The sequence below is a fragment of the Cytobacillus sp. FSL W8-0315 genome, assembly GCF_038002905.1.
Taxonomy (GTDB): Bacteria; Bacillota; Bacilli; order Bacillales; family Cytobacillaceae; genus Cytobacillus; species Cytobacillus pseudoceanisediminis.
In genome coordinates this window covers 972,536-990,301 of record NZ_JBBOOC010000001.1, presented here as the reverse complement: position 1 = coordinate 990,301, position 17,766 = coordinate 972,536, and the positions used below count along the sequence as shown (strand labels likewise).

Sequence of the window (17,766 nt, the reverse complement as noted above, 5' to 3'; positions counted from 1 at the left end):
ATGGACAAGCTATTATGACAACTTAATGAACCGGACTGCCATTTAACCAATTTATGCTTTACTGCCGCGGATAAATTCAATAAAAGCATTTGAGACGGAGAGATTCAGTGAACTTTCATTAAATACAAGCCATGTTTTCCGGTAAAGCGTTTCACCCTTTAAGTTCAATTCCCATGTGTTTAGATCTGTGCAGCCTTTAAGGCAAATTTCCGGCAGGATTCCATAACCCAGCCCATTCAGAACCATTTCACGGCATGTATCGATAATATCTACTTCCATTGTAATAGTAGGAGGATGGTTAAAGTTTTCCTTCCACCAAAGATCGATAATATTTTTTAAGGATGGATCGGTGTTATAATCTATTCTCGGCAGATATGGAAGCTGTTCTAAATCGATTTTATCGTTTGAAGCAAGGAAGATTCTCTCTTCATCTATTAAAATTTTTGGCCCCTTCCAATCATAAGGATCACGGACGATGCCAATATTCGCTTCTTCTTTATGAACCATTTGGATTACTTCATAGCTGAAGCCGGTTTTTAACTTCAGGTCTACCTGTGGATATTGAATTAGAAATGCAGCCAGTATTTCAGGCAATTTATATCTGGCATACGTTTGTGAGACTCCAAGCCTTAATGCTCCTCTTACCTCACCCTCCATGCTGCTGAGAAAATCCTTCGTTTCCCTTAGCTGATGAATCATCCTATTGGCATATTCCACTAAATATTCCCCTTCAGATGTAAAATCCACTCCTCTCTTTCTTCGTGATAGGATTTTTACAGCAAATTCTTTTTCCAGCTGCTGAATCCTGTACGTCAATGAAGGCTGCGAGATATACAACTGTTCCGCAGCTTTCGTAATATTCCGTTCTTTATGGATTGTCTGCAGGATGAGCCAATCTTTTTCGTCCATTTCTGCCTCCATTGAAATAGAAATTTTTTATCGTTAACAATAAAATATCAATATTTCATTTATTTTACCATTCCCCCTACAATAAAGTTATAAATAGTAAAAATTCGTCGGGAGGTACTTAAAATGGCTAAATATGATGTAGTAGTGGTAGGAGCCGGCAATGCGGCACTATGTGCGGCGATTTCGGCAAAGGAGAATGGGGCAAGCGTCCTGATCCTTGAAAAAGGTCCTGAACATAAGCGCGGAGGCAATTCTTATTTTACAGATGGGGCCATCCGTTTTGCTTATAACGATTTAAGCGATATTAGAAGAATCATGCCCTCATTGACAGATGAAGAAGCCGGTAAAATTGTGATGCCGGAGTACAGTGATTCTGACTATTATAATGATTTAATGAGGGTGACTGAAGGCCAGAGCCATCCGGAGCTGGCAAATCAGCTTGTTTCTAAGTCTTACGAAACAATCGTTTGGATGAAAGAGCAGGGTGTCGAATTTGAACTGAATTATGATAATCAATCATTTAAAAAGGATGACAAAATTCACTTCTGGGGCGGCCTTCCTGTTAAAACTAAGGAAAAAGGAATTGGCTTAATGAAAGCACTTTTCCAGCGTGCTAAGGAAGCAGGGATTGACATATGGTATGAGGCCCAGGCAACAAAGTTATTAACCGAAGATAGCAGAATAACCGGCGCAGTCGTTCAGCAAAAAGAGAAAGAACTTATCGTAGAGGCAAACAGCGTCGTGCTTGCCTGCGGAAGCTTTGAAGCCAATAAAGAAATGCGCTCCAGGAATTTAGGACCTGAGTGGGAAGCAGCTGCTGTCCGGGGCACAGAATTCAATACAGGTGACGGAATCAATATGGCGATTGAGGCTGGAGCCGAAACATTTGGTGAATGGTCAGGATGCCACTCCATTGGTACAGACTATAATGTTCCAAAGGTCGGTGATTTCACAAAGCCAGGCGATATCTTCAAGAAGCATTCATACCCGCTTGGAATCATGCTAAATAAAGAGGGGTACCGCTTTGTGGATGAAGGCGCCGACTTCAGGAACTATACCTATGCAAAATATGGACGCGAAATTTTAAAACAGCCTGGACATGTTGCTTACCAGATCTTTGATAGCCAAGTGAGACCTCTTCTGCGCAAAGAATATAATCTGGAAGAAGCAACTGTTTATCAGGCAGACACGCTCCAGGAATTAGCGGAGCAGCTCCCTGTAGAAAAAGAACAGTTTTTAAAAACCATTCAAGAATATAATGATGCTGTTCAAGATGGTGATTATAATCCGTCTGTCAAAGATGGAAAATCAACATCAGGCATCACTCCTGAAAAAACGAACTGGGCACTGCGGGCTGAGAAAGGACCCTTCTATGCCTTCCCGGTTACATGCGGAATTACCTTTGCCTTTGGCGGACTACATGTTAACACCGATGGAGAAGTACTAAATAAAGAACAGACCCCAATTCCAGGGCTTTTTGCAGCAGGAGAGATGGTCGGCGGAATCTTTTATAAAAACTATCCAGGCGGATCAGGCTTAATGTCCGGTGCCGTTTATGGCAAAGTCGCCGGAACTCAGGCCGCCTCATTCGCTGTGAATCAATCCAAGGCTTCAATTAAATAACTATAATGGCGTGCTCAGTTTAGTGAGCACGCCATTTTTTCTTCAAAATTGAAGAAGAGACAGCCGTAAGTCGCCTCATCCCTGCCAATAAAATGCGAACGCTCCTAAAATAACCCCGATCCAAATCAAAAAGGAAACAGCACCCGCTTTAAGCAAATCTCTCTCACTAAAATGGCCATATGAATAACTGATTAAATGGACAGGCGATTGGGTGATAAAGAAGAAGCCTGGAATACCTGCCAAAAGCACGGCCTTCACCAGGTTCAGAGCTGGGAAGCCGCTTAATACATCCCCCAGTGAAATAACTAAAGGGAGCATGATGGCCAGGAAACCTAAGACATTCACAAACATGATTCTCATCAATGAAGTTAATAGAATTAAAATCAAAACAGTCATAAACGGAGTCTTCAGGGCAAGGATTGGGGTGAGATACTTAACCAGCAAATCGATGGTGCCTGTACTTAACAGCATCCCTGAGACCATGAGCGTGGAAGCAAAAAACAGAACGATATCCCAATTAATCGATTTTCTTGCCCGCTCCCATTCCCAGATTCCGATTCCCGGGAATATGGTCAGACAGGCGCCCAAAAGTCCAATGAGGGGAATTGAGTATCCATGTATGGTCTGCGTGATCCAAAGAGTAAGTGTAACGCCCATAATCACAAGCATTTTCTTTTCTCTTGCACTGATGTTTCCCAATTCACTGATTTTGGATTCAATCAGACACAGCAAATGCTCTTTGTTCATTTTCTCCGGCGGAAACATGATGATGAATGCCAGACCGAGCAGCACGGCAAAAATAGCGATTGGCACTCCAAAAGTAAGAGTCCATTGCAGATAATCAATATGATGGCCACTATCGGACAAAAGACTGTAAGCATAGATCGTTGAACTTGCTCCTGTAGCAACAAAAGCACCAGTAATCGGGATCAGATAGGTGATGCCGATGAACAAGGATTTCGCCAGATTGCTTGATTCGTCCATTGACTTTAAGCTTCTGATCAGACTATCAAATACGGAGGAAATAAGACTTGCTTTCCCGACATTGGACGGTACAAGGACCGATAAAATAAAGACAAGGAAAAATGAGATGAAGACAAGCACCTTGCCTGCACCGCGCGACCATTTCAAAATCACCAGGGAAAGCCTGGCGGCTAATCCAGTATCGATAAAGGCTCTTGAGATGATAAATGTAGAAACCAGCAGCCAGACAACATCAGAACTAATATATGCCAGCACCTCTTCATAAGTAAAAAAATGAAAGGAAAACATCAGCATGACTAGTAGTGAGCTGTAGGCCAGGGGAAATACGTTTCCCACCCATAATAGCTGGATGATCACAAGCGCGACGAGCGACTGTACTTTTATATTCCATTGCATCGGGAGGATAAAAAAGAAAAGATACAGCGCGATTGCTATAATCATTAGAAGTTTCTTTTTCATAATGTTTCTCCTTCTGCGTAAACAGGAAAATCCACCATTATTCTGGTGGACTTTCCTGGATCCATATTAAGCAGAGATAGCATCTTTATCATCATTTCTGCTTTTCTTCTTGAACTTATTGATCACAATTGGATAGAACAAAGAAAGTACAGTCAGCACAATCAGTGTAATCGATATTCCGGAAGAAAAGAATATACTTAAGCTGCCGTTAGATGAAGTCAGGGCCATCCGGAAATTCTGCTCCATATCCCCGCCCACAATAATTGCCAGCACCAGAGGGGCAATTGGGAAGTCCATTATTTTCATAAAAAGCCCAATTACGCCAAAAAGAAGCAGCAGGAAATAATCAACGGTGCTATAGCTGAGTGTGTATGTGCCTATAAACGCCAGCATGATGATAAGCGGATATAGAACCTTAGCTGGTGTATCCAGGATTTTCACCAATAAGCCGACAAGGAGAATATTGATGATGACTAATGCGATATTTCCAATAAACATGCTGTTGATCAGGGCCCATACCATTCCAGGATCATTTTCAAAAAGCAAGGGGCCAGGTCTCACTCCCAGCATAATAAGAGCTCCCAGCATGACCGCTGTCGTGCCTGAACCTGGAATTCCCATGGTCAAAAGCGGAATCATTGCCCCAACAGAAGCAGCATTATTGGATGATTCCGGAGCTGCAAGTCCCTCAACAGCACCTTCACCGAACTCCTCAGGCTTCTTTGATAGCTGCTTCTCAGAAGAATAACTCATCATGGAAGCAATCGATCCTCCCGCCCCAGGGAGGACACCAACGATAAATCCTAATGGAGCACTGCGAAGTATCGGCCACTTCGACCTTTTCCATTGTTCCTTGGTAAACCAGATTCTGCCAACCTTTTTCTTTTCTTTTTTTACTTTATCAATAGTTAAAAAGTTATAAAAAACTTCTCCTACTGCATAAACACCGATAATAACAATGAGGAATTCAATACCTTCACTTAAATGGGGAATATCCATTGTAAAACGGTGCACCCCCGTCTGGGGGTCAATTCCAATGGTACTGATCAGAAGACCCAGCGCCATCGCGATGAAGCCTTTCACCATTTTACCGATAGAAAGTGATACAATGGCCGATAATGTTAAAAGCATTAATAGGAAATATTCTGATGGGCCAAATTTTAAAGCGAAGTTTGCCAGCGGCTTTGCCAAAAAGATAAAACCAAAGACCGCCAATACACCGCCGATAAAGGAAGCCACTGCGGAAATGGCCATTGCCTCTCCTGCCTGTCCCTTTTGAGCCATCGGATATCCGTCAAAGGTGGCCGCGATGGCAGATCCATCCCCCGGTGTATTGAGGAGAATCGAACTTCTTGAGCCGCCATACATGGCACCATAATAAATGGCAGCCATTAAAATGATCGCACTTGTCGGGTCCATCCCAAAGGTAATGGGTATTAACACCGCAACAGCTGTAGCTGGCCCCAGGCCTGGGAGCATGCCGACAATCGTGCCTAAAAACCCGCCAATTACAACCCAAAAGATATTCATTGGCTGTAAAACGATCTGGAACCCTTGCAAGAAAGCATCCATGCTAACTTCTCACCTCCATATTTATGGTAAACTCACACCCAATAATTCACTAAAGCCGTACCAGGTTATGAACGAAAATGAAACCGTGACAATGATATTAGCCTTCCACTTCTTCCATCCATTCACATAGAAGAGCAGACATCCCAGGAAAATAATGGTAGAAGCCAGAAATCCAAAAGGTTCGAAAATAAAAGCGTAAATCACTCCCAGGGCGATGGTCACTGCTATTAATTTCAATGTTCTCCCCTCAAAAAGCCCCTGGATTTTCCCATTATGTTCATGCAGGGTTTTTAATTCGTTAAAGAGATAGATGACGCTAAGCACCAGCATGAAAATACTTAATCCTATCGGAAAGTATAAAGGCCCGTTTGGGTTTCCGAGATTTGCCTTTGGAATGGCGAATGAGCTGATTAAAAAGAAACCGGCAATGATGATCATTAACAAAGGCATTCCTATTTTTACGGCTTTCATCCCATCGCTCCCTTACTTAACCAATCCAGAATCATTGATCAGATCTTTGTATAACTTCTCCTGTTCATCAAAAAACGCTTTGGTTTCTTCACTATTTTGATAGAAGTCATCCCAGTCATTATTCTCAAGCAGCTTCTTCCATTCATCCGTTTTAACCATTTCCGTTAACTTCTCATCCCAATATTTGATTTCTTCTTCAGTCATGTCAGGCGGGCCCATAATACCTCTCCAGTGAGGAAAGACCATATCTATTCCTTCTTCCTGAAGTGTAGGCACATCTTCGAGCTCTTCCAATGTCTTATCAGAGGATACAGTCAAGATTCTAAGCTTTCCAGCCAAGTGCTGATCCTTAACCTCTGATAACGATGTGGTTACAGCATCCACATGGTTCCCCATCAAAGCGGTAACCACATCTCCCCCGCCACCATCATAAACAAGGAAATTCAAATCTGCTGGTGTGATCCCTTTCATGTCTGCAACCTGTACAAATGCCAGATGGTCATCATTTCCTAATCCAGGGCCAACTCCGATTTTAATGGACTTTGGATCCTTCTTGATCTGGTCCATTAAGTCATTGATGGATTTATATGGAGAATCAACCGATACGGCAATTGCCTGCCATTCAGTGGCCAGAGTTGCTAACGGAGTAAATTCTTTGTGCGTCAGCTTACTTTGTCCCAGTAAATTATTCGTCAGGAGCAAACTCGAATTTACTGCAAGGTTATGAGAGTCTTTGCTGTGCAGATAGTTCCAGCCCACCTCACCGCCGCCTCCCGGCTTATTAATGACATTTACATTACTCTTGACTAGTTTGTTATCTTTTAAGATTTTCTGTACGGATCGGGCAGTCAAATCCCATCCTCCACCCGGAGATGCAGGGGCTACAATTTCAATGTTCTTAGAAGGGTAATCTGCACTGTTAGATGCTTTACCTGATGAACATGCCGAAAGCAATACTACAGATAATATTAATATTCCAAGTTTTTTCATGGTATCCACTCCTTATAAGTTATTTATTCTGAATTTATAATAAATTCTAAACACCATAGTGTAAACGTTTTCAAAAAAATGTCCATATAAACCTTTATATGCATTTTGTTCATTATGTTCATATGTTCATTGGTTCACATTTTTATAAAAAAAAGAAAAAGCCCTGATCACTCGGACCTTTCCTCATCCTTCTTTTATGTAATAATTTCGTTCCGGCCGTCCTACAATCCCATACTCCTGCTCCACATACGCTTTATTGGCACTTACCAAATATTCAAGATACCTTCTGGCCGTAGTCCTGGATGCGCCCATTTTTTCGCCAACCTTGTCAGCGGACATGCCTTTCGTCTCTTTCTTTAGTATTTGGCTTACTTTGTTTAAGGTAAGGTAGTCAATTCCTGCTGGCAAATCAAGTTTATCCTCTTTCACCTTGCGGCTTCCAAATAACCGGTCAATGGCATCCTGATTCACTTCCGCTATTGAGTCCAGGATCTGCTTATCTTTCCTATATTTCTCAACTGTTCCGACAAAGGTCTCCATTGTTACCGGCTTAATCAAATAGTTATGGACGCCAAATTTCAAGGCTTTTTGCAAATATTCTTTTTCTCTGGCGGCTGATATCAAAATAACATCCAGTGTGGGGAACTTTTCACGGATTTCCAGCAGCAGGTCTGTTCCCAATCTATCCGGCATATATATGTCCAGCAGCAGCAAATCCACTTGATGGACGTTCAATAAATTCATGGTTTCCCTAGCATTTAAGGCCTTCCCGACTAACTTCATGCCCTTAACCCTTGATAAAAATTCTTCATGGATTTGCGCAATTCGGAAATCATCCTCAGCAATTACAACATTGATTACCCCACTCAAATTCCCCCTTTATAAGAGATAATCATTTTGGCAAGTAGACAGTGAACACCGTACCATTTTCTTCATTACTGTCAAATTCAATCATTCCGCCTAATGATCGTGCTTCATCGTTTACATTCCCAAGTCCATATCCTCTATGTTTTCCCTTAGAAGAAAAACCGGTTTGAAAAATAAACGGCTTATCCTCATCCTTAATTCCCTTGCCATTGTCATTGATTTCAAAAATTACGTCATTTCCGATATCTGTCACAAAGAAATGAACCATCTTTTCTTCTTTTTCTGCAACGGCATCAAATGCATTATTAATGAGATTTCCCAAAATAATGATCAGGGAAGATAGCTTGAATTTTTCCGGTAGGGATTCCAGCGAGCTTTCTGGGTCAATAACAAAATTTATCTTCTTTTCCGATGCCTGCGCCATTTTCCCTAATAGGATAGCCTGGACTTTTTCATCCTGTATTTTCGATAGTAATAAATCTTCCTCTATTGAATGGATATGTGCCTCATTTTTAATAAACTCAATCGCTTCCCTTTTCTTATTCAGCTGAAGAAGGCCGAGAATGGCATACAGCTTATTGGTGAATTCATGAGCTTGAGCTCTCAGGTCATCGGAATACTGCCTAACCTCGGATAGGGCATCAATCATATGCTTAATCTCTGTCCGATCACGAAAGCTTCCGACCATCCCTTTCTTTTGTTCTTCTTCAATAATTGGCTCAGTGCTGACGATCATAATTTTATCTTTGTATTGTATTTCAACATTCATTTGTTTTTCATTGTTTGAAAGGATCTTTAACATTTCTGAGGAGCCAATTACTTCAGTTAAGGGCCGACCTTCTGCCTGTGCCTCAATATCCAGCATATGCTGTGCAGACGAGTTCATCATGGTGATAACTCCTTGTGCATCCACAGCAATGATTCCCTCTCGCACCGATTGCAGGATTGCATTTCTTTCTCTGAACAAAGCGGCAATTTCATATGGTTCCAGATTGAGAGTATCTTTGCGAATGCTGTTGGCCAATAGGAAGCTTCCAAAAATCCCAATGATTAAGATCAATACGGAGGCCTTTAGAATCTTTGCGATGTCATCCCAAATAGAAATATATATCGCATCCATTTCATATAAAACAACGACTGTACCCTCCACTTTTTTATATGGCCCATAATCCACCATAACTGGGGCAATCGCTTTAAGCACCTTTCTGCCGTTTTCCGTTGTTTGGAGTACGTAATAGCTCCCATAAGTAAGCGCTTTATCTGCATTGTCATTATTCAGCATTTTATATAAACCCTGTTCATCTGTTGAAGCAATCATCCTCCCATCACGGCCCTGAAAAAATACAGTCATGGGCTTGGATTGATATTTAATCTGGTCCATCAATATATTGATATTTTCATATTCGCCGCCATGCCGAAAAAAATCTTGCAGGGCAGGCATATAAGACAGGGTCTTGGCCGTTTCCAAGGAAATTTCCCTCGCCTTTACCACATCATCAGCCTGCTTCATATAAATAAATAGACCTGATAAAGAAGTGATGATAAATATAATCAGCATGAGGACCAATCCCAGAATTTTCACCTTCAATGAAACCTTTAGGAATTTTTTCATGATATCTTCATTAGCTGTTCACTATATCCCATCTTTTTCTATTATATTAGTATAAATATTCAAAATTATCCATGAATACTTCTTACTAGTCGGCCAATAAGAAAAGCACAAGCGCCTTCGGAACAAGCCGCTTGTTCCGTGCGAAGAACACCCAAGGAAGCTTCCCTTAGGTGCTCACCCCCGACAAGCACAAGTCGAGCCTCTCGGAGAGGGCTGGAGCAGTAATCAACGTTCAAATGTTATTAATATCAGAAATTAAAAACCGCAGAATCGATTTGTCAGTCCTCTGACAGCTCGATTCTGCGGTTTCAGTTTGGAATGCGCGCAAGGCGACTATTTTGACGACTTGCAGGTGGCCGCCTTGATTGGCATTACTTACGCGTTCATGTCAGAAACAATGCTGTTATTAACAGGTGTTTCTTCCACTTCTGTCACACGTTCGATATCTGCACCGAGTGCAGCAAGCTTTTCGTGGAAATTCACGTATCCGCGGTCAAGATGCTTCAGCTCTGTTACGCGTGTTACGCCATCTGCCACCAATCCAGTCAGGATCAACGCAGCGGCTGCACGAAGATCTGTAGCAGCTACTTCTGCACCCTGCAGATTGCTTGGTCCGTTCATAATGACAGAACGGCCTTCAATTTTAATATCAGCGTTCATGCGGCGGAATTCCTCCACATGCATGAATCGGTTTTCGAATACAGTTTCCGTGATCACACTTGTACCCTGAGCATGAAGCAATAGGGCCATCATCTGTGATTGCATGTCTGTCGGGAAGCCAGGGTGAGGCATTGTTTTAATATCAGCTGCCTTTAATTTATCTGGACCCAGTACACGAATTCCTTCAGCTTCTTCGATGAAGGTAACACCCATTTCTTCCATCTTGGCGATCAAAGAAGCGGAATGCTCAGGAACAGCACCCTTTACAAGAACGTCTCCGCCTGTTATGGCAGCTGCTACCATGAATGTACCTGCTTCAATGCGGTCAGGAATGATGTTGTGCTCTGCACCAAACAGTACGTCCACGCCTTCAATGCGGATCGTGCCAGTTCCTGCCCCTTTAACCTTGGCACCCATTTTATTCAGGAAGTTAGCTAAGTCAACAATTTCCGGTTCCTTTGCTACGTTTTCCAAAATCGTTGTGCCTTTGGCTAATGTTGCAGCCATCATAATGTTTTCCGTAGCACCAACACTAGGGAAATCGAGATATATTTTTGCTCCATGCAAGCGGCCTTCTGGTGCTTCCGCTTCAATAAAGCCATTACCAACCTTTACTTTCGCACCCATCGCTTCAAAGCCTTTTAAATGCTGATCGATCGGGCGGGAACCAATTGCGCAGCCCCCTGGCAATGCCACACGGGCACGGCCATTTCTTGCTAATAAAGATCCCATGACTAAAACTGAAGCACGCATTTTGCGTACATATTCAAAAGGTGCTTCTACCTTCAACTCTCGAGATGCATTTACTGTTACTGTATTATTTTCAAACTCCACTTCGGCGTTTAAATAGCGTAATACTTCATTAATAGTATATACATCGGAGAGTGTTGGGACATCACGAATTACGCTTTTGCCATCACTTGCTAACAGTGTTGCGGCGATAACCGGTAAGACAGCGTTTTTTGCTCCTTCTACTTTGACAGTACCGCTTAACCTATTTCCGCCGCGGACGATGATTTTATCCAAAGTGTATTCCCCTCCGCGTCCAATTTCTCTATATTAATATTCAATCGTAATGATGGGTGTGCCAATAACTATGTTTGTCTTGGCGCCCATTCCTTGTGTCCGTAATCCAAGCTGCATGTTCATTTTATTGCCATTTGTCTCAATGGATTCACCAAAGAGCGGTGAATTTGCTGATGCTGAAATAAATTGGTCTTCTTTTAGTGCTTCTATTTCTGTTGCATTAAAAGCTGCCAGCAATTGAGCTGCAGTATCAGGCAAAGACTTATTCATCTTATCATTGAATTCACCCTGGATACAAGAGAAAATTGTGGCATTTCCTCGAAAAATGTCAGAAATCTTACTTTTCAGTTCTGCAGCCAGTTCGCTTTGTTCTTTCTTCCACCCCTGACCTTTGGCCTCATAAATCACATACGTCTGAACTTGACCTTTTGTGGGGGTCGATAAAACTTTTACTGCTTCTGACTGAGTATCTGTTTTCATAATAATAGCTTCTGCTTCCCAAGCCTTTTCTGATCTTTGAAAGCTCCATTCCCAATCAGGATATTTCGACTGCAATTCATCGGTGAATGCTTTCACTTCCTGAAGGGTTTGAAGGTTTTCCATTTTTTCTCTCGCATGCAAAGTCCAATTCTTGATTAAAATATTCTCGCCCTGTAAAACCGAGGCCATCGTTAACAGGTCAAGCTCCCCTTTGGCTACAGTCGTCTTATTCCCAATGTTTATCATCATGAAACCAATAATGGCAATAATGGATAATGTCATGAATAATTTTTTCATCTCTAAACTCCTCCCCTTAGTACCATTGTTACCAAGGATAGAGAGAGCATACTTGGGAATTGTCGTCACTTTTTGACAAACTGAAAAGGCAGCAAAATCACTGTTAACTCCGATGCTATTCCTGCCCTTTTTTGCATACTTTGAAAACCATTTCACAAACTAGTATGTATGCAGGAAAACAAGCAACAAAAAGATTTTACTCAATAATTATCAAAATGAAAACATGTATGAAGACCTATATTTATAAAAAATATGGCCATCAAATGCATCTCCTAAAGAAAGGTGATGTTCTGCAGAATAAGCGGCAGCTGCTGGGACCATAGAAGATAATCGAGAAAGAAATTGCTTACGGCTGATCCAATCACAATGGAAAGCAGAACATACAGTACCCTTGCCTGAAAAACATGATTCGCCCGCAATAGCGTTTCGAACCGCAGTGCCTGAAGTGCCCACCAGGCCAGCGCAATAAACACCAGATGAGACATAATGCTGATAAGTGCCTGTTGCCCAAATCCTGATACCATCTTCTTCCCTCCCTTAACAATTTGCCACGTCGCTTACCTGCTTTGTGCGCTACAATACCATTTGACGTTTATCTTACCAGGTAAGTTTCACGAATGGATATTTTTTGAAAATTAAGTTTCTTTCTTTTTCGCAGTTTATATGTCCATTATATCGAATTGTCGAAAAAACACGAAGTGTAAACAGGGGCAAACAAAAAGAAGGGGAAAATCCCCCTCTCTTATTAATACCCCTTTTGTCCCCTTTTTGTAAAAGCTTTTTTATAATCCCCATCCTATAAAGCGATTTTAACCTTACTGAAAGAAATCAGTGAACTGATTGAAATTGCCCTGCAGGAAGTCAAATGCGATATTCGGTGCAACTCCAAATAGGATTGTTGCTGCCAGGCTAATTCCGATAACAGCTGTTAATGCAGCTGGGATCTTAACCTTCCCTGTATCACCTGCTGGCCTGAAGAACATTTGCACCATTACGCCGAAGTAATAGAAGTATGAAACAACTGTTGTCGCAATCATAATCGATACTAATACATAATGTCCTTCACTCGGCACTAATGCACCCATAAAGATATTCAGTTTGCCAATAAAACCGGCTGTTCCGGGAATTCCTGCAAGCGAGAGCAGGAAGATGGCCATGGCAATGGCCAGGAACGGCGCGCGGCGGTATAGGCCGGCAAATTGGCTGATATCTTCAGAGCCCGATTTATGTGTTACATGCTTGATGATCGCAAAAGCACCCAAGTTCATGAATAAGTAGGCTCCCAGATAAAACCAGAGTGTATCAAACATGAACAATGACATGCTCGCAATGACGACCAGCAGATAACCAGCCTGTGCGATACTGGAATAGGCAAACAAACGCTTGATATTCCGCTGTCTTAACGCAATCAGGTTCCCAATGATCATCGTGGCGCCGGCCAGGAAGGCTATGTAATCCTGGAGAGCAAGAATCATCGGCAGCCCCTGAGCCTCACCGGATGGTGCATTTGAAAAGATTGAGAACAGGATGCGGATTATAATGATGAACCCGGCTGTTTTAGAAACTACACTTAAAAAAGCTGTTACAGGTGTTGGTGCGCCCTGGTACACATCAGGCGCCCACATATGGAACGGTGCTGCTGCCAACTTGAAGGATAGCCCCACCACAATCATAAAGAACGCAAGGCCAAGCAGGTAAATATGCTGCTCGTTATAGACGGATGTCAAAAATCCTGCCATTTCCTTTAAGTTCGTAGTTCCAGTTAAACCGTATACATAACTCATTCCAAACAAAGTGATTGCTGTGGCGATACTGCCATTTATCACATATTTCATGGCAGATTCATTTGAATGCAGATTTCTTTTTCTCATGCCTGCCAGAATATAAGACGAGATGGAAAGAAGCTCAAGTCCCACAAACAGGGTGATTAAGTCTCCGCTTGAAGACATGATCATCGCTCCAAGCAATGCAGCCATGAATAAATAGAAAAATTCCCCCCTGAACTCTTCCAATCCTTCATTTGGCTCATAGCCAATGGCAATCAGCAGTACCATTGCCGATCCGATCAAAAGCAGCAGCTTAAAAGCTTTTGCAAATGAATCAAGCCTGAATGTATCAAGCAAAATGGATTCCGGGCCGTGTCCGATAAGGCCAAGTAAAGAAACAAGTGCTGCCAGAATTCCGGCAAAGCCGACCCAGCCGAGAATTTTACGGCTTTGTGATTTCGGCATAAACAAATCCATTAGTGAAAGAGCGGTCGCAACACCAAGGATGATGAACTCCGGCGTCATAATGCCCCATTCATATGATAATAATGTTTCGAGATCCATCCTTCATCACCCTCCTATCCCCAGCATGATCGTTTCAAGTGTTGATGTCAGCGGTTCGCTCAGTACACTCGGATAAACACCAATCAGGACAATTAAGCCGACTAAGACCAGGACAGGCACAAACTCAAACTTCTTCATATCCGTTACGCCGGCAAAATCTCTAAGCGCTTTGCCGTATGTGATGCCCAGTACCGCTCGAAGCAGGTAAACAGCTGTCATAATGATTCCGATCGCACCGACTGCGGCAAGAATCGGCATTTCTTTAAACAGGCCAAGGAAGGCCATAAATTCACTTACAAACCCTGACATGCCAGGCAGGCCAAGTGAGGCCATAGCCCCTGCAAGCAGGAAGCCTGCTGTAATCGGCATCCCTTTTGCCAAACCGCCGAGATTTTGAATATTGGATGTTTGAACGCGTTCATAAAAAACACCGACAAGGAAGAATAAAAGTGCTGCGATTAAACCGTGGGAAACAACCTGGAAAATCGCCCCCTGGATTCCTGCCTCATTTAATGCGCCTAACCCGATTAAAACGATTCCCATGTGGGAAATAGAGGAGTAGGCAAGCACCATTTTAAAATCGGTCTGAACAAATGCCAGAAATGCTCCATACAGTAAATTCACGACTCCGAGTACAGCCAGCCATACAGCAATACTTTGGAATTGCTCAGGAAATATTCCCATACCAAAGCGGATTAAACCGAAGGCACCAATTTTCAAAAGCACTCCGGCATGCAGCATGACGATTGATGGCGGAGCTTGTACGTGCACCCTTACCATCCAGCTGTGCAGCGGGAATATAGGAAGCTTCACTCCAAACGCAATTAAAAGCGCAATCAGCATGCCCATTTTCATATTTTCAGAGATTGGCGCAACTAGCTGCGGATTATCCGCGTTCATTGCGGCCATCAAAGCATCAATATTAGCTGTGCCAGTACGGGCAAACAGCACCATAATGACAATCAGCAGCACAGCAGATCCGAGACCGTTATAGATCAGGAAGCTGTAAGCGGCATTTTCCTTTTCAAAGTAACCCCATTTCCCGATCAGGAAGAAGGTCGGAATCAAGGTGATTTCAAAGAAAATAAAGAAAAGAATCAGGTTTTCAGCCGCAAATACACCAAGCATGCCGACTTCAAGCAGCAGGAACAGCATGAAGTAGCCCTTCCATTCTTTTTTAATATGAATAGAAGCAATAGCTGCCAGTGTAGAAAGCACAGCAGTGAGCACAACCATGATTAATGAAAATCCATCCAGCCCCAGTTCATAATCAATGGAAAAAAGGTTGCCCAGCTGGCCGGAATCTCCAAACTGAATCCAGCTGACTTTTTCATTCAGCTGTTCCAGACTTGCACCTGCCCGGTATTGAAAATAGGCTATCAGCGCCAATATCAGTGCCGGAATGGTAGCCAAAACTCCTACGGTCTTGATCAATGTTTCCTGTGTTTTCGGCAGGAATGATAATACTAAAATACCAAGGAGCGGGGAGAAAACTAAAATGGATAGAAAATACGCTAAGTTCATTTTAAGTACCCCCCCGTAAACGCATAGATGACAACTAAAATAGCAAGCCCGACAAACGCTGCTGTTCCGTATGTCTGAATCTGGCCATTTTGAAATTTAGAACCCAGTCTTCCGAGTGCAGACGTGATTCCAGTAACGCTCTTCACGAGTCCCTCAACCAGGAACACTTCCAGGAATCGCAGAAATGAGCTAATGAATTTCGCACCATTCACCACTGTCAGCGAATAGAGTTCATCAATATAGTATTTATTGTACAGAACGTTGTATGAAAGCGGCATTCTGCTTGTAAGCCAGTCACGGGCAAGCGAACGTTTGCCGTACATTAGCCAGGCAAGGAAAATTCCAAGCAGGGATACAGCAGTGGCGACAATCATTATCCATGCAGGTCCCTCAATATGGCCATGGCCCAGAGCATGGTTATCTTCCACGAGCCAATCACCAAGAAACGTACCAAACCATGGCGTATTCACATATCCAGCCACTACAGCCAGCACTCCTAGGACCACCATTGGCAGCGTCATTACACTAGGCGACTCGTGAACATTTTTCATATCGATTCTTGCTTCACCAGCGAAAACCATAAAAAACAGACGGAACATATAAAATGCCGTAAAGAACGCAGCAATCACCGCTAGCCAGAACAGTACTGTATTCCCATGCGCCCAGGCAGCAATTAAAATCTCATCTTTACTGAAGAACCCTGAAAATAATGGAACCCCGCTGATCGCCAGTGTCCCAATCAGGAATAGAGGGCCAGTCACGCGCAGCTTTTTCCATAATCCGCCCATATGTTCAATATTCTGTGTATGAACCGCGTGGATGACACTTCCGGCTGCAAGAAACAGCAAGGCCTTGAAAAAGGCATGTGTCATTAAATGGAATACACCGGCTACATATCCGGCAGAACCGAGCGCCAGCATCATATAGCCAAGCTGGCTGACGGTTGAATAAGCGAGCACCCGCTTTATATCCTTTTGGACCAGGCCGATGCTTGCCGCAAAAATGGCTGTGAATGCCCCAATTACAGCAACAGTCATCAGTGCTGTTTCACTTGCTGTAAACAGCGGGAACAGCGCTGCCACTAAATACACACCTGCCGCTACCATTGTCGCAGCATGGATTAATGCGGAGACCGGCGTCGGTCCTTCCATTGCGTCCGGAAGCCAGGTATGCAGCGGGAATTGGCCCGATTTACCGACAGCCCCTACAAAGATAAGAATGGCTGTTAACGTAATCATTGTGCCAGAAATGGCACCAGCTTCAACAGCTGCAAAAATTTCATCATACTCAAAGCTGCCAGCCTGCCAGAATAATAGAATCATTCCGATCAAAAGGCCGACGTCCCCAATACGGGTCATGATAAATGCTTTTTTAGCCGCAGCCTTTGCTTCCTCTTTGTAAAAATAGAATCCGATCAGCAGGAAGGAACCAAGTCCGACAAGTTCCCAGAAGAAGTACGTCTGAAGCAGATTAGGCGAGATGACAAGGCCCAGCATGGCAAATGTAAATAACCCTAAATAAGCATAGAAAACAGGGAAGCGGTCATCACCCTGCATATACCCTTTCGAATACGTATGTACCAGGAAACTGACAAGTGATACAATTACCAGCATCAATGCATTTAACTGATTAACTTCAAAACCCGCTGTTAACTGAACATCCCCTATAGTCAGCCAAACGCCTTCTGCTTTAAAAGTTGGTGCCGAAAACCGGTCAAATAGCACCAATATTGAATAGACAAGCGATGCCAGGGTAAACAGAATTCCTATATAAGCACTCGCTTCTTTTAGCCGTTTGCCGAATAAAATAAGGAACAAAAACGATAAAAGCGGGAAAAGCGGTATGATCCATGCATTCTCCATCATTATCACAATCCCCTTTTTGAACACACCCTAATGCTTGGCGTGTCAGATTGGGACCTTTTTTCAGGTCCATAAAGGCGGCGCCATATATGGCAGCCTT

General features: G+C 43.0%; 14 protein-coding genes. 1 reads left to right on the top strand and 13 read right to left on the bottom strand.

Translation table 11 applies throughout. The annotated features are described in order from the left end of the window. Positions 1–51 precede the first annotated feature (51 nt). The gene (locus MKY20_RS05280; protein ID WP_071157178.1) at positions 52–909 is read right to left on the bottom strand and encodes a LysR family transcriptional regulator; all 858 of its coding nucleotides are present in this window, start codon (positions 907–909) and stop codon (positions 52–54) included. Between the two features lie 123 nt (positions 910–1,032). Here MKY20_RS05280 and tcuA point away from each other — a divergent pair, with 123 nt between their 5' ends. Then, complete coding sequence (gene tcuA, locus MKY20_RS05275) at positions 1,033–2,532, top strand: FAD-dependent tricarballylate dehydrogenase TcuA (protein ID WP_251174296.1); 1,500 nt, start codon at positions 1,033–1,035, stop codon at positions 2,530–2,532. 75 nt (positions 2,533–2,607) lie between these two features. Here the strand turns inward: tcuA and MKY20_RS05270 are convergent, their stop codons facing one another. The 12 genes from MKY20_RS05270 to nuoL all read right to left on the bottom strand — a co-directional run bounded on the left by MKY20_RS05270 (position 2,608) and on the right by nuoL (position 17,669). Then, positions 2,608–3,975, bottom strand: coding sequence for an SLC13 family permease (locus tag MKY20_RS05270; protein ID WP_251174297.1), 1,368 nt, complete (start codon positions 3,973–3,975; stop codon positions 2,608–2,610). A 66-nt stretch (positions 3,976–4,041) separates the two neighbouring features. After that, a complete protein-coding gene (locus MKY20_RS05265; RefSeq protein ID WP_009332187.1) occupies positions 4,042–5,547 on the bottom strand; it encodes a tripartite tricarboxylate transporter permease in 1,506 nt (501 codons plus the stop codon). Between the two features lie 21 nt (positions 5,548–5,568). Further along, the gene (locus tag MKY20_RS05260; protein WP_019380629.1) at positions 5,569–6,018 is read right to left on the bottom strand and encodes a tripartite tricarboxylate transporter TctB family protein; all 450 of its coding nucleotides are present in this window, start codon (positions 6,016–6,018) and stop codon (positions 5,569–5,571) included. Between the two features lie 12 nt (positions 6,019–6,030). Next, the gene (locus MKY20_RS05255; RefSeq protein ID WP_019380628.1) at positions 6,031–7,008 is read right to left on the bottom strand and encodes a tripartite tricarboxylate transporter substrate binding protein; all 978 of its coding nucleotides are present in this window, start codon (positions 7,006–7,008) and stop codon (positions 6,031–6,033) included. A gap of 183 nt (positions 7,009–7,191) precedes the next feature. Then, on the bottom strand, positions 7,192–7,878 hold the full coding sequence (locus tag MKY20_RS05250; RefSeq protein ID WP_009332190.1) for a response regulator: 687 nt from the start codon (positions 7,876–7,878) through the stop codon (positions 7,192–7,194). Positions 7,879–7,900: 22 nt separating this feature from the next. Beyond that, on the bottom strand, positions 7,901–9,487 hold the full coding sequence (locus tag MKY20_RS05245) for a sensor histidine kinase (RefSeq protein WP_251174298.1): 1,587 nt from the start codon (positions 9,485–9,487) through the stop codon (positions 7,901–7,903). A 375-nt stretch (positions 9,488–9,862) separates the two neighbouring features. Further along, positions 9,863–11,173, bottom strand: a complete 1,311-nt coding sequence (gene murA / locus MKY20_RS05240) for a UDP-N-acetylglucosamine 1-carboxyvinyltransferase (RefSeq protein WP_251174299.1) — start codon at positions 11,171–11,173, stop codon at positions 9,863–9,865. 33 nt (positions 11,174–11,206) lie between these two features. After that, positions 11,207–11,950, bottom strand: a complete 744-nt coding sequence (locus MKY20_RS05235) for a YwmB family TATA-box binding protein (RefSeq protein ID WP_217035403.1) — start codon at positions 11,948–11,950, stop codon at positions 11,207–11,209. Positions 11,951–12,222: 272 nt separating this feature from the next. Then, positions 12,223–12,474, bottom strand: coding sequence for a DUF1146 family protein (locus MKY20_RS05230; protein ID WP_009332194.1), 252 nt, complete (start codon positions 12,472–12,474; stop codon positions 12,223–12,225). A 291-nt stretch (positions 12,475–12,765) separates the two neighbouring features. Then, positions 12,766–14,280, bottom strand: a complete 1,515-nt coding sequence (gene nuoN / locus MKY20_RS05225; RefSeq protein ID WP_341000592.1) for an NADH-quinone oxidoreductase subunit NuoN — start codon at positions 14,278–14,280, stop codon at positions 12,766–12,768. A 6-nt stretch (positions 14,281–14,286) separates the two neighbouring features. Next, positions 14,287–15,804, bottom strand: coding sequence for an NADH-quinone oxidoreductase subunit M (locus MKY20_RS05220; protein WP_251174301.1), 1,518 nt, complete (start codon positions 15,802–15,804; stop codon positions 14,287–14,289). Beyond that, positions 15,801–17,669 carry an NADH-quinone oxidoreductase subunit L gene (gene nuoL, locus MKY20_RS05215; RefSeq protein ID WP_251174302.1) on the bottom strand — a complete coding sequence of 623 codons (1,869 nt, stop codon included), beginning with the start codon at positions 17,667–17,669 and terminating at the stop codon, positions 15,801–15,803. Before nuoL ends, MKY20_RS05220 begins: the two co-directional genes overlap by 4 nt. Between the last annotated feature and the right edge of the window lie 97 nt (positions 17,670–17,766).